The organism is Agrobacterium sp. SORGH_AS_0745, from assembly GCF_030818995.1.
Classification (GTDB): domain Bacteria; phylum Pseudomonadota; class Alphaproteobacteria; order Rhizobiales; family Rhizobiaceae; genus Agrobacterium; species Agrobacterium tumefaciens.
This window is the reverse complement of the sequence record NZ_JAUTBI010000003.1, coordinates 1,830,982-1,844,047: the sequence shown is the minus strand read 5'-3', so window position 1 is coordinate 1,844,047 and position 13,066 is coordinate 1,830,982. Positions and strand designations below refer to the sequence as shown.

11 protein-coding genes, 1 tRNA gene and 1 pseudogene are annotated in these 13,066 nt (G+C 58.9%); 1 reads left to right on the top strand and 12 read right to left on the bottom strand.

Annotated features, from left to right (window positions below):
* Window positions 1-15: 15 nt before the first annotated feature.
* The 11 genes from cueR to QE432_RS18670 all read right to left on the bottom strand — a co-directional run bounded on the left by cueR (window position 16) and on the right by QE432_RS18670 (window position 10,014).
* Complete coding sequence (gene cueR / locus QE432_RS18720; RefSeq protein ID WP_013635893.1) at window positions 16-504, bottom strand: Cu(I)-responsive transcriptional regulator; 489 nt, start codon at window positions 502-504, stop codon at window positions 16-18.
* Between the two features lie 11 nt (window positions 505-515).
* Complete coding sequence (locus QE432_RS18715; RefSeq protein ID WP_112154952.1) at window positions 516-1,538, bottom strand: 2Fe-2S iron-sulfur cluster-binding protein; 1,023 nt, start codon at window positions 1,536-1,538, stop codon at window positions 516-518.
* 12 nt (window positions 1,539-1,550) lie between these two features.
* The gene (locus QE432_RS18710; RefSeq protein WP_306627089.1) at window positions 1,551-4,055 is read right to left on the bottom strand and encodes a heavy metal translocating P-type ATPase; all 2,505 of its coding nucleotides are present in this window, start codon (window positions 4,053-4,055) and stop codon (window positions 1,551-1,553) included.
* 247 nt (window positions 4,056-4,302) lie between these two features.
* Window positions 4,303-4,388, bottom strand: a tRNA-Leu gene (locus tag QE432_RS18705).
* A 141-nt stretch (window positions 4,389-4,529) separates the two neighbouring features.
* Window positions 4,530-5,258 (bottom strand): hypothetical protein, encoded by a 729-nt coding sequence (locus QE432_RS18700; RefSeq protein WP_013635890.1) that lies wholly within the window; start codon window positions 5,256-5,258, stop codon window positions 4,530-4,532.
* Between the two features lie 116 nt (window positions 5,259-5,374).
* Window positions 5,375-5,908 carry a MerR family transcriptional regulator gene (locus QE432_RS18695; RefSeq protein WP_306625271.1) on the bottom strand — a complete coding sequence of 178 codons (534 nt, stop codon included), beginning with the start codon at window positions 5,906-5,908 and terminating at the stop codon, window positions 5,375-5,377.
* A gap of 275 nt (window positions 5,909-6,183) precedes the next feature.
* On the bottom strand, window positions 6,184-6,522 hold the full coding sequence (locus QE432_RS18690; RefSeq protein ID WP_003512530.1) for an integration host factor subunit alpha: 339 nt from the start codon (window positions 6,520-6,522) through the stop codon (window positions 6,184-6,186).
* Between the two features lie 243 nt (window positions 6,523-6,765).
* Window positions 6,766-7,737 (bottom strand): beta-ketoacyl-ACP synthase III, encoded by a 972-nt coding sequence (locus QE432_RS18685; RefSeq protein ID WP_003512529.1) that lies wholly within the window; start codon window positions 7,735-7,737, stop codon window positions 6,766-6,768.
* A 4-nt stretch (window positions 7,738-7,741) separates the two neighbouring features.
* On the bottom strand, window positions 7,742-8,803 hold the full coding sequence (gene plsX, locus QE432_RS18680) for a phosphate acyltransferase PlsX (protein ID WP_003512528.1): 1,062 nt from the start codon (window positions 8,801-8,803) through the stop codon (window positions 7,742-7,744).
* 99 nt (window positions 8,804-8,902) lie between these two features.
* Window positions 8,903-9,466 carry a YceD family protein gene (locus QE432_RS18675; RefSeq protein ID WP_003512527.1) on the bottom strand — a complete coding sequence of 188 codons (564 nt, stop codon included), beginning with the start codon at window positions 9,464-9,466 and terminating at the stop codon, window positions 8,903-8,905.
* 8 nt (window positions 9,467-9,474) lie between these two features.
* On the bottom strand, window positions 9,475-10,014 hold the full coding sequence (locus tag QE432_RS18670; protein ID WP_111803625.1) for a ubiquinol-cytochrome C chaperone family protein: 540 nt from the start codon (window positions 10,012-10,014) through the stop codon (window positions 9,475-9,477).
* A 270-nt stretch (window positions 10,015-10,284) separates the two neighbouring features.
* On the opposite strand from QE432_RS18670, the gene QE432_RS18665 reads away from it, so the two are divergent.
* Complete coding sequence (locus QE432_RS18665; RefSeq protein ID WP_065661135.1) at window positions 10,285-10,815, top strand: outer membrane protein assembly factor BamE; 531 nt, start codon at window positions 10,285-10,287, stop codon at window positions 10,813-10,815.
* Window positions 10,816-10,890: 75 nt separating this feature from the next.
* On the opposite strand, the pseudogene QE432_RS18660 reads toward QE432_RS18665, so the two are convergent.
* Window positions 10,891-13,030, bottom strand: a pseudogene (locus QE432_RS18660) (sodium-translocating pyrophosphatase).
* Between the last annotated feature and the right edge of the window lie 36 nt (window positions 13,031-13,066).

The following is a 13,066-nucleotide window of genomic DNA, read 5'->3' as shown; positions in this document are numbered from 1 at the left end:
CCGGGGAAATGCGGTTTATTTCATGAGGCGCGGCAAATCCGTCACCACACCGGACGTGCCTTTCAGCATGCCGGAACGCTTGGGTAGGATCGCCACCGGCGTAAAATCGGGATCTTCAGATTGGGCAAGATCCTGAATGATCGGGCAATCCGGTTCACCATTGTCAGGGCAATAGGTCGCGATATTTCGCAGCGTGTCGGCCATCTCCCGAAGAGCATGCATCTTGGCCTCCAGATCTACGACATGTTCCATGACGATGCGCTTGACGTCGCAGGATGCACCGCCGGGATCGCGCCACAGGGTCATGAGCTGCCTGATCTTTTCGATCGAGAAACCGAGGTCGCGGCCGCGGCGGATGAAACGCAGCGTCTCCAGATCGTTGGTCGTGTAGACCCGATAACCGGATTCCGTGCGGTTTGCGGATTTGATCAGCCCGATCGTCTCGTAGTGGCGGATCATCTTTGCGGAAACACCGGATGCGGTGGCGGCTGTACCAATGTTCATCGATCCTGCTCCTATCTTTCCGGGGTGAAAAACACGTCTGCATGAATGTCGGCGGTGCGGATGCCCCTTGCCAAGAGCTGCGGCACCGTTGCCTCGATCATCGCCGGCGGTCCGGCCAGATAGGCTTTCCAGCCATCGAGATCGTCGAAGTCGTCCGCCACGGCGGAACCGACATAACCGCGCCGCATCTGCGCATGGTCTTCATTCGAGAGAACCGGAACGAAGCTCAGATTGCCGTGGCTTACGGCAAGTTCTTCGAAACGGTCGACCATATAGAGGTCACGCTCGGCGCGGGCGCCGAAATAGACATGGATCGGGCGTTGCCGGCCCGTGGTCCGATCAGTGGCAAGCGCTGCCTCTACCACCGCCTTCACCGGCGCCAGCCCCGAACCGCCGGCAATACCGAGGATCGGTCCGCAATGCTTTTCCCGCAGATACGAAGACCCGAAGGGACCGACCAGCACGACAGGGTCACCCGCCTTGGCGTTCGCGAAAATATGGCCACTCGTGACGCCGCCGGGGACATGCCGGATATGGAATTCGATCAGGTCCTCATCGATGCGGCTGGCAATGGAATAGTCACGCGGCGAACAGTCCGGATAAAGCAGGCGCACATATTGGCCGGCCTTGAAGGTAAACAGTTCGCGATCGTCGAGCCTGATGCGGATGAGCTTGATATCATGCGTCGCATCTACCGCTTCCGCGATGACGCCATCAAAGCGGCCGGTCGGAATATCGGCAAACTCATCCTCACCGTCGAGCCAGCCGATCGTCACGTCGCTCAACGGCACGGCGCGGCAGGCGAGTGTCAGCCCTTCCGCCTTTTCCTCTTCTGTCAACGAAAAGGGCGTATGCTTGAGAAGGTCGATCTCGCCTGAGACGAGGTGCGATTTGCACGCCCCGCACCGGCCCATGCGACAGCCGTGCGGATAGGAAATTCCGGCGGCAAGGGCGGCCTGAAGGACGGTCTCGCCCTGCGCTGCCACAATGCTACGTCCGATACGTGGCAAATAGACTGTGTTTCCAGGCGTCATCACATCCGCCCCCTATTCTGCCGCTGCGAGTTGCATGCCGGACGATCTGTCCAGCAGCGGCGGGCGGAAGCTTTTGAGACGCAGCGCGTTGGTCAAGACAAACACGCTGGAAAGCGCCATGGCTCCGGCAGCAAGGACAGGCGACAGCAGAACACCGTTGGCAGGATACAATATTCCGGCCGCCACGGGAACGAGTGCGGCATTATAGGCAAAGGCCCAGAACAGGTTCTGGCGGATGTTGCGGATCGTCGCCTTGGACAACGCAATGGCATTCGCGACACCGCGCAAATCGCCAGACATCAACACCACATCGGCGCTTTCTATGGCGACATCCGTACCCGTGCCGATTGCGAGACCGACATCGGCCGCCGCAAGGGCCGGCGCATCGTTGATGCCATCACCGACGAAGGCCACCCGCCGGCCATCGGCCGCAAGTCTTTTAACGGCCTCGACCTTGCCGTCAGGCAGTACTTCCGCCACCACTTCGTCGATACCAAGACGGCGGGCAATGGCTTCGGCCGTGCGGCGGTTATCGCCTGTTATCATCGTGACCTTGAGACCAAGAGCATGCAGCGCTGCGATCGCCTCCGGCGTCGTCGGCTTGATCGGATCGGCAACAGCGATGATGGCGGCCAGCCGGCCATCGACAGCGGCATAAAGCGGCGACTGCCCTTCCCTGCCCAGCCGGTCGGCATCGTCGGCGAACTTCGCAATGTCGTAACCGAGCTTCACCATGAAGCGGTCGGCGCCCGCCTCGACCTTGCGGCCGTCAACCGTTGCCGCAACGCCGAAACCGGGGGTCGCATCAAAGCCGGCCGCGTCGGCAAGCGTCAGGCCACCATGTTTTGCCGCCTCGACGATCGCTTCGGCTATGGGATGCTCGGAACGGCTCTCAAGCGAGGCGACAAGGCGCAACACCTCATCCTGATCGAAGCCTTCTGTCGTGGTGAAATGCACCAGTGTCGGCTTGCCGAGCGTCAGCGTGCCGGTCTTGTCGACGGCGATGACATCGGCATCACGCAAAGTCTGGAGAGCATCGCCGCGCCGGAACAGCACGCCCATTTCGGCTGCACGGCCGGTTCCGACCATGATCGAGGTCGGGGTGGCAAGGCCCATGGCGCAGGGGCAAGCGATGATGAGGACAGCGACGGCGTTAACCAGCGCAAAGGTCAAGGCCGGGTCCGGTCCGAGAATGAACCAGACGATGAAGGTGACGAGTGCAGCGAGCATGACTGCTGGCACGAACCAGTTGGTCACCTTGTCCACCAGCGCCTGTATCGGCAGTTTGTCGGCCTGCGCTTCCTCGACCATGCGGATGATCTGCGCGATCAGCGTGTCGGCACCGACCTTCGTGGCGCGGAACGTGAAGGAGCCGTTTCTGTTGACCGTACCGCCCACGACTTCGGACCCAGCCGTCTTGGTCACCGGCACCGGTTCGCCTGTAATCATCGATTCGTCGACATAGGAAGAACCATCAAGCACCAGACCATCGACTGGCACTTTCTCGCCGGGACGGACGACGATGACATCGCCGGTCGCAACATCCTGCAGCGGCACATCGATGGTTTCACCATTGCGCATCACACGGGCCGACTTGGCCTGCAGGCCGACGAGCCGCTTTATCGCCTCGCTGGTGCGGCCCTTGGCGCGCGCCTCGAGGAAACGGCCGAGCAGGATAAGCGTGACGATCACCGCTGCGGCCTCATAATAGACATTGGCCGTGCCTCTCGGCAGGATTTCGGGCACGAAGGTGGCGACGACCGAGAACCCCCAGGCGGCGGCAGTGCCCAGCACCACCAGCGAATTCATATCTGGCGCCAGCCGCAGAAGTGCGGGGATGCCTTTTTTGAAGAACCGCAGGCCCGGCCCGAAGAGGACAAGCGTGGTCAGCGCGAATTGCAGATACCAGCTTTCCCGCATGCCGACGGTTTCCATCACGAAATCATGGATGGCGGGCACAAGATGCGAGCCCATCTCCAGAATGAAGACCGGCAGCGTCAGGGCAACAGCGGTGGCCAGGCTGATTTTCAAACCGCGCAATTCGGCTTCGCGCCGGTCCGGCTCGTCACCCTTGGCCTTGTCGGCGACGATCTCGTTTGCCTTGTAACCGGCTTGGCTGATTGCTTCGGCCAGCCTGGCGGCAGAGACGGCATTGCCGGCGACGCGGACGGTGGCGCGCTCCGTTGCGAGATTGACACTCGCGTCGGAGACACCGGAAACGGCCTTCAGCGCCTTTTCGACACGGCCGACACAGGACGCGCAAGTCATGCCCTCGATATCGAGTTCGATGGTTTTCTCGTCGACGCTATAGCCTGCATTTCGCACGGCATCGACAACGGCCGAAACGTTGGGCGCTCCTGAAAAAGCAATATCGGCGCGCTCCGTCGCAAGATTGACCGAAGCCTTGACGACCCCCGGCACCTTGGCAATAGCCTTCTCGACACGACCGACGCAGGAGGCACATGTCATTCCCTCGATGGCTATCGAATGGTTCGCCTGTATCTGGATTTGTGACATGCGCATGACCTCTTTTTCTCTTTACAAAAAAAAGATAGGGCTTCCCATCGTGGCAAGGTCAATAGGCTCTTTTGGATGATTTTCACGGAGAAATGCCGCGAGCGTGAACAAGCCCATTTTTTAGGCTGACTCATCCGTCATGATGCAATCGATTGCCCGGATATCGACTATCCTGGCGCAGAATCCATCCCGAATGCCCGCATGTCGTAGGAAAACGGCAGAGAAATCTTTTAATTGGAGATGGAAATGGTGCGGACGGCGGGACTTGAACCCGCAAGACCAATGGTCGGCAGATTTTAAGTCTGCTGCGTCTACCGATTTCGCCACGTCCGCATTGTCGCGCCGCGTGCCAACAGGCCCCGGCGCTACAAAATTGCCTTGTCATTCCTCAGGCACAGGATCGAACGAGACCCTGACCCCAAGCACCGACAGCGCCACATCTACACAGGCCGCACCGTTTCGGTCAACCGGGCCTTAGCCACACCAGGACTGATTTTTTGCCGAGACCGGATGAGCCAGGCCTTCCCGCACGAGTTGATCGGCAAAGGATACGCCCGAACGTGAAATCCGTTTGCGTTCCATGGCTTGCCCGCCGGCTGTTGCCGACGACGCCACATCGAATGCGCCGGCATTCAACATATCCCGCAACCGCACCTTGGCAATGAAACCGCGCTGACGCTCTTCCATGCATCGCGCCCGGTCGATCTGCGGGACCTCGATGCCGGCGAGTTGCATTTTCACGCCCTTCATCCAGAAGGTATTGCCATCGGCCACGCAATTGGTGAGACCTGAGCGACCACAAAAGGCAAAGGCGCCGCTTTTTTCTCCCAGCGAGACTTTTTCGACCGAAGGGCGTGTTTCCGGCAGGATAGCGGCAACCTGGCTCTGCTGTGCCGCAGGCGGCATGGCAATCGAGCGTGGCGGCACCGGACCATTGATCGGTGAAACCGGCGATGCGGGGCGGATGGCCGCCACCTTCTCCGGTGCGGCCGTCTCGCGTTTGGCGGCTACGGCGATCTTGGGGGAATTTGTCGTCGTGGATGTTGCCTTCGCGACATGCCGCTGCGGCATAAGACTGTCGCGATGTTCGTAAGCCTGAATGCCGCCGGCCACGACGCCCAGCATTAGCACCCAGGGCCAAACGCTGCCGCCGGCCGATTTCTTCGCCGTACGGCGTCGCGTTGTCGGTTTTCGATTGCTCACGATCAGACTCCTTTTTACGGAGCCGCATTATCGGTCAAGAGAGTTTCTGAAAGGTTGGCATTCCAGAGCGCCTTCGCTTTTCCTGAAAATGCTCGAACAGAGTTGTGGACAAACGATCAGCGAACCTGATCAAGCAGCCGCTTGCATTCGAGAAGATCGAACAGCGCCTCCTGCAACAGCGCTTGGTCATCCTTGCCGATGCCAGATTTGCCGACTGATATCTCGGTATCGCTGTTACCGCCACCGAAGCCGAAAAATCGGCCGCTCGGCTTGGCTTTCGGGCGGCCGACGACCTCGTCTCCGTCCGGATCCAGCACGCGCGGTTCGGCAAATTCCTTTTCGCCGCTCGCTGCCATGATGGCTTCCATGGTAGCAAGATCGCCCGACGCGATTGCCGCCACGAAACGGTTTCCGTTGGTTTTCAGAAGTTTCTGCACACCTTTGATGGTGTAGCCGTGGTCATAAAGAAGATGACGAATGCCCTTGAGGAGATCGATATCATCAGGGCGGTAATAACGGCGGCCCCCACCCCGTTTCATCGGCTTGATCTGCGGAAAGCGCGTTTCCCAGAAACGCAGCACGTGCTGCGGCAGGTTCAGCTCATCCGCCACTTCACTGATCGTCCGAAACGCGTCGGGGCTTTTGTCCAAACTTCCACTCCCATCCGGACCTTGAGCGCCATGCACCCAGCCGGACACTGAACAAGAACGCTTTTCACCAGCCGATACCGTGCATCATGTCTTGCGAAAAATCGAACCCGATCCTCGCACCGATGCCCGTGGCGGCAAGATACCATTTATCTAAAATTGATTATGATGTGAGTCGACCAGATTTCAACGGCTTGCACGTCGAAATTCAAGCATGTTCACAAGAAGAATGGGGATAAAGGCTTGCCATGCGGCAAAAAACCCGTGTTACAGCCGGCTTACGCCCCGGCTTTCTGACCCTTTTGCTTGGTCTTGCGAGCCGTATGCGCCTTCAGGATTCGCTGTTTCAGCACGTTTGACGCCTTGAAGGTCATGACGCGGCGTGGCGAAATCGGAACTTCCTCACCCGTTTTCGGGTTGCGGCCGATACGCTCGTTCTTTTCCCTGATCTGAAATGTCGCGAAGGACGAGAGCTTGACGACCTCGCCACGCGTGATCGCATTACAAATCTCGTCGATGATCGTTTCGACCAGTTCGGCGGATTCGGTGCGGGACAGCCCGACTTTACGAAACACAGATTCTGCAAGATCTGCGCGTGTCACTGTCTTCCCGGCCATTTTTCCCCACAAACCGTGTCTGAATTTTTCTCTAGGAGCCGCCGAGATTATTTCCCTTGTGGCGACCGGTCAAGGGATTGTTCCAGATTCATTTGAGGCTTTCGGCAATCAGTGCAATGGCTTAGAGCGACTGACGCGGTTTTGCCGCACGCGGGGGTCGCTTCAGCGCGTTTGAACGGGGTACTGCCGCAAAAATCACAACCGATTTTGTGCCAACGCCCCGGTAAACGCTAAAATTTGCCGTTACCAGCGCAGCAGCACTGCGCCCCAGGTGAAACCGCCGCCCATGGCTTCCAGCATGACCAGATCGCCTTTCTTGATGCGTCCGTCACTGGCCGCAACGGCAAGCGCCAGCGGAATGGATGCGGCCGACGTATTGCCGTGTTTATCGACGGTGATGACGACTTTTTCCGGATCGATATTGAGCTTTTTTGCCGATCCGTCGATGATGCGCTTGTTGGCCTGATGCGGGACGAGCCAGTCGAGATCATCAGCCGTCGTGCCTGTCGCCTCGAAAGCCTGTTCGATGACGTCGGTGATCATGCCGACAGCGTGCTTGAACACTTCCCGGCCTTCCATGCGCAGATGGCCGACCGTGCCGGTCGTGGAAGGTCCACCATCGACGTAAAGCTTGTCCTTGTGCGAACCGTCGGAGCGCAGCTGCGAGGTGAGGATGCCACGATCGCTGGAAGTACCTTCGCCTTCCCCTGCCTCGATTACGAGTGCGCCTGCACCATCACCGAACAGAACGCAGGTGGTGCGGTCCTTCCAGTCGAGAATGCGCGAGAATGTTTCGGCGCCGATCACCAGCACGCGCTTGGCCATGCCGCCGCGAATGTAAAGATCGGCGGTGGCCACGGCATAGACGAAGCCGGAGCAGACGGCCTGCATGTCGAAGGCGAAACCGTGGGTCATGCCGAGACGGTTCTGGATGTTTACCGCCGTTGCCGGAAATGTATTGTCCGGTGTCGAGGTTGCCAGAATGATGAGGTCGATATCATCGGGCGTCAGGCCGGCATTGTCGAGCGCCGCACGCGCCGCAGCCTCGCCGAGCGAAGCGGTGGTCTCGCCTTCTCCCGCTATGTAGCGCTGACGAATGCCCGTGCGCTGCACGATCCATTCATCGGACGTCTCTACGACCCCTTCGATTTCACTATTGGTCATGACACGCTTCGGAAGCGCTGCCCCGAAACCACGTACGATAGAGCGGATCATTCCCTTATTCCTCGTCAGCCACGAGAGCTTCGGGCGCCGGGGGCGGAAGCCGTCTTGCGTGGTAAATCTTCAGATCGTTTTCAATTTTTGCCGTAAGACCGTTATGGACCATGTCGTAGCCGACATCGACCGCGGAGGCAAAACCGATGGCGTCTGTGCCGCCATGGCTTTTGATGACAATGCCGTTCAGGCCGAGAAACACGCCGCCATTGACCTTGCGCGGGTCCATTTTTTCTCGCAGCACATCGAAAGCGCTTTTCGCGAGAATATAACCGATCTTGGCAAAGAAGCTGCGGGAGATCGCCTCACGCAGAAGCGTGGTGATCTGGCGCGCCGTGCCTTCGGCGGCTTTGAGCGCAATGTTGCCGGTGAAACCTTCGGTCACCACCACATCCACCGTGCCCTTGCCAATGTCGTCACCCTCGACGAACCCGCGGTAATCGATGGTGCCTAGATCGGCCTCGCGGATCAGCCGTCCGGCTTCACGGACCTCTTCCTGACCCTTCACCTCCTCGACACCGACATTCAGCAAACCGACGGTCGGACGGTCGATATCGAAAAGCGCACGCGCCATGGCGCCGCCCATCAGGGCAAAATCGAGCAATTGCTGGGAATCGGCGCCAATCGTGGCGCCAACATCGAGTACGATGCTTTCGCCTTTCAGCGTCGGCCATATGCCGGCGATGGCCGGGCGTTCCACCCGCGCCATGGTGCGCAAACAGAATTTGGCCATGGCCATCAGCGCGCCGGTATTGCCGGCGGATACGACGACGTCCGCTTCACCGAGCTTCACGGCCTCGATGGCGCGCCACATGCTGGAGACATAGCGGCCACGACGAAGCGCCTGACTTGGCTTTTCGTCCATGGCGACCGAGATTTCACAATCGTGAAAGACCGACTTTTCCCGAAGTGCGGGATATTGTGCCAGAATGGGGTCGCACTTGCTTTTCTGCCCGTAGAGCAGAAAAGTCACATCGTTGTGCCGTTCAAGCGCCTTGGCGGCACCGGGTATGGCAACATCAGGGCCGAAATCGCCACCCATGACGTCAATCGCTATTCTGATCACTCGTCCCTTATCCTTTTTGCCGCCACTCAAGCGGATTTTGCGCGAAAATACCTGTTCCGGCCTGTGTTACAATAAAATTATTTCAGCCCGGCGGCGCATTCAGTCTTTTTTCCAGTCTTTCAGCACGGCGAAAGGCGACGGACGCTTTTCTTCTTCAGGCTCATTTTCGGTCGTATCGGTAAATTCGATATCCGATTTGCGCGGATAGGGATCGATCGCAAGGGCCGCGAATTCCGCAACAGTCGCGCCAACATCAATGCTGTCGCCGGTGAACTGGTCGGGAATGTCAGGGCCATTGGGATCGAGTACGATCTCCCCTTCCTCATTGGTGACCATCCGCGCCAGCTTCGATCCTTCCGGCACGAAAATATGCTCGACGCTCTCGTCGATCTTGCTGGAAACCGGCTCCAGCGTCACGACGCAGGACTGGGTCACGGCCGCATGCACCTCGCCCTTGATCTTCACGCCATCCCTCTTCCAGCGGGTAACCTGCAGTTCCGCCTTCAGATATTCGACGGAAACCACATCCCAGAATTTCGCCAGCGCCTTCAGTTCCTCGGCATTGGCTTCAAGACCAATCCTCACCGGATTGGCGGAAATATGGCCTACCTTTACGGGGTAGGAAAAAGGCAGATCGTCATTTGCGGCGTGTCGCGCGTTCATCGTAAACCTCATAGTCCAGGCAAAGGCAGCTTCAGGCTTCCGGTTGCTATCGTTTCTTCGGAGCCTGCGGAAAGGTTGGAAGACGCCTCCATCATCCAGCCCGCAAGCTCGTCCAGTTCCGGTGCTTTCTCATCTGTCTGGGGGTATATATTGCGCCGGAGCGCTGCGGCAAGGGCAACGGGGTCGGATGCATCCAGCGCCGCCGCATAGGATTCGAGCCGCCCGTAGAACATGCCGGCAAATTTCTTCATGCGCTTCGGCACGCCCTGGTCGCCAATGCCGAGCTCACGGATGGAATGGTCGATATCCTGAAAAAAGGCGTCGACGATCTCCTGCGCGATTTCCTGCCCGCTCACACCGGAGGATTTGGTGCGGCGGAAATAGAGAATCATGATGATCGACAGCATCTCGAAGCGGCCCATCACCGTGTCTGGAACGCCGAGATCAAGATAAAAAGCGGGCGTGCGGGCCGCAGCCGTCAGGATCGCATATTGCCGGTCTACTATGGCGCGGTTGTTGTTTTTCTGTCTGAACAGCCCGAATATCATCGTTTTTTTCCGAACGGGGCTGGTGAATTCGCTCACCCGCCTATCGCACTTGTTGCATGATCGCCAAAGCTGGTTTACCGAAGCATCCACGAATTGCAATGCTGTCGCGGTCACGTTCGTCTTTCGGCTGAAACAGTCTAAGAGACCGGAAGAGTTTCCAAAGGCCGTGAAAGCGTTGAATTTGGGGGGTGATCGGGATTTTCCGTCCCCGGATTGACACAATCATGTGCACAGACACTGTGCACCACGCAATGCCGGAAGGTGCCATTCATGATCGCAGTCGGGGAAAAGCAGTTGAGCAAGCAGAAATCCGCAAGTCACGGTAAAATTCTGGGCAAGACCGCCATCGCAATCGTCGTCGCGTCCACCCTGCTTTCCGCCTGCACCAGCACCACCGATGTGTTCCACAACGGCTACGTCATGGACGAGCAGTCGCTTCAGCTGATCCCGGAAGGTTCCAGCCGCGAGCAGGTTCTGCTGACCATGGGCACGCCCTCCACCACGGCGACGTTCGGCAACGAGGTTTTCTATTACATCTCGCAGAAGCGTGTGCGCCGCGCCGCTTTCATGAAGCCGACGTTGGTCGAACAGAACATTCTCGCGATCTATTTCAACAAGGACGGCGTAATCGAGCGTAAGGCCAATTACGCGCTGCAGGACGGCAAGGTCTTCGACACGATTTCGCGTACCACCCCGACAGGCGGCAAGGATCTCACCTTCCTGCAGCAGCTGCTGTCCGGCGGCACCTCGGGCGCCAACATCGCCAAGAGCATTCTTGGCCAGAGCGGCAACACCCCCTGATCGGAAGACGGAACGAAAATTCAAAGGCCCGGAGATCGCTCCCCGGGCCTTTTTCTTTGTCGATGCTGCAACTCCTTAGTGGGCGAGAACCGCCAATAGCAGTAGCGCCACGATATTGGTGATCTTGATAGCCGGGTTGACCGCCGGACCGGCGGTATCCTTGTAGGGATCGCCCACCGTATCGCCCGTAACCGACGCCTTGTGGGCGTCCGAACCCTTGACGTGGCGCACGCCGTCCTTGTCGATGAAGCCATCCTCGAAGCTTTTCTTGGCGTTATCCCACGCACCACCACCGGAGGTCATGGAAATCGCCACGAACAGGCCGTTGATGATGACGCCAAGCAACGATGCACCGAGTGCGGCAAAGGCAGAGGCCTTGGAACCTGAGATAAGCAGCACGCCGAAATAAACGACGAGCGGCGCCAGAACCGGCAACAGCGACGGAATGATCATCTCCTTGATCGCCGCCTTGGTCAAAAGATCGACCGCCCTGCCGTAGTCCGGTTTTTCCGTTCCTGCCATGATGCCAGGCTTTTCGCGGAACTGGCGGCGAACTTCCTCGACGATCGAGCTTGCCGCCTTGCCCACCGCCGTCATGGCGATACCGCCAAAGAGATACGGAATGAGGCCGCCGAACAGCAGACCGGCAACGACGTAAGGATTGGCAAGGCTGAAGGATATTTCGCCGATATCCTTGAAGTAAGGATAGGTATCGCCATTGGCAGCGAAATAGGACAGGTCGTTGGAATAGGCGGCAAACAGCACCAGCGCGCCGAGACCGGCAGAGCCGATGGCGTAACCCTTGGTCACCGCCTTGGTGGTGTTGCCGACGGCATCCAGCGCGTCGGTCGCCTTACGCACATCCGGGTCGAGACCGGCCATTTCGGCAATGCCGCCGGCATTGTCAGTCACCGGACCGAAGGCGTCGAGCGCCACGATCATGCCCGCCAGACCAAGCATGGCGGTGACCGCGATGCCGGTACCGAAAAGGCCACCGAGCTGGTAGGTGCCAATGATGCCGCCGACGATGACAAGCGCCGGCAGCGCCGTCGATTCCAGCGAGACTGCAAGACCCTGGATGACGTTGGTGCCGTGGCCCGTGACCGAAGCCTGCGCGATGGAATTGACCGGGCGTTTGTTGGTGCCGGTATAATATTCGGTGATGACGACGATAAGCGCTGTTACCACAAGGCCGACCAGCCCGCACAGGAAGAGGTTTGTGCCGGTAATCTCCATTCCGGCAACCGTGCCGATGGTACCCCAGCCCACGGTCGCGTAAGTTGCCACGGCAAGCCCCGCAATCGAGAAGACGCCGGTGGCAATCAGCCCTTTATAGAGAGCGCCCATGATGGAGTTGTTGGTGCCGAGCTTGACGAAGAAGGTGCCGGCAATCGAGGTCAGGATGCAGGCGCCGCAAATGGCCAACGGATAGACCATCGCGCTTTCCAGTATCGGCGTTCCGGCAAAGAAGATCGCCGCAAGCACCATGGTTGCCACCACCGAGACGGCATAGGTCTCGAAAAGGTCGGCCGCCATGCCGGCGCAATCGCCGACATTGTCGCCGACATTATCTGCGATGGTTGCCGGGTTGCGGGGGTCGTCCTCGGGAATGCCTGCTTCAACCTTGCCGACAAGATCGCCGCCGACATCTGCACCCTTGGTGAAGATGCCACCGCCGAGACGGGCGAAGATGGAGATAAGCGAAGCGCCGAAACCGAGCGACACCAGCGCGTCAATCACCTCACGCGATCCGGGCGCATGGCCGAGCACCCGAGGTGAGGATGAAATAATAGATGGATACGCCAAGCAGCGCGAGGCCAGCCACCAGCATGCCCGTGATGGCGCCTGATTTGAACGCGATGTCGAGACCGGCGGCAAGGCTGTGGGATGCGGCTTGTGCGGTGCGCAGATTGGCACGGACGGAGACATGCATGCCGATGAAACCGGCAGCACCCGAAAGCACGGCGCCGATGATGAACCCGATGGCCGCGAGAGCCGACAGCAGATACCAGGCGAGAACGGCGACGATCAATCCGACGATGGCGATGGTGAGATATTGACGGGTGAGATAAGCCTGCGCACCTTCACGGATAAAACCTGCTATTTCACGCATACGCTCGTTGCCCTGATCGGCAGCGAGAACGGTCCTGGTCGTCCATGCCGCGTAAACCACGGACAGGAACCCACATAAAATCACTATGGGTATTACGGTCATGCGCACTTACCTCCCAAAAGGCCGGGTCTCACTCCC

Excerpts from the sequence above, each read along its gene's own strand:
- QE432_RS18685 (WP_003512529.1), bottom strand. The coding sequence starts at position 7,737 with ATGATCCGCTCTATCGTACGTGGTTTCGGGGCAGCGCTTCCGAAGCGT.
- QE432_RS18715 (WP_112154952.1), bottom strand. The coding sequence starts at position 1,538 with ATGACGCCTGGAAACACAGTCTATTTGCCACGTATCGGACGTAGCATT.
- QE432_RS18690 (WP_003512530.1), bottom strand. The coding sequence starts at position 6,522 with ATGGCCGGGAAGACAGTGACACGCGCAGATCTTGCAGAATCTGTGTTT.
- QE432_RS18710 (WP_306627089.1), bottom strand. The coding sequence starts at position 4,055 with ATGTCACAAATCCAGATACAGGCGAACCATTCGATAGCCATCGAGGGA.
- QE432_RS18670 (WP_111803625.1), bottom strand. The coding sequence starts at position 10,014 with ATGATATTCGGGCTGTTCAGACAGAAAAACAACAACCGCGCCATAGTA.
- QE432_RS18675 (WP_003512527.1), bottom strand. The coding sequence starts at position 9,466 with ATGAACGCGCGACACGCCGCAAATGACGATCTGCCTTTTTCCTACCCC.
- cueR (WP_013635893.1), bottom strand. The coding sequence starts at position 504 with ATGAACATTGGTACAGCCGCCACCGCATCCGGTGTTTCCGCAAAGATG.
- QE432_RS18665 (WP_065661135.1), top strand. The coding sequence starts at position 10,285 with ATGATCGCAGTCGGGGAAAAGCAGTTGAGCAAGCAGAAATCCGCAAGT.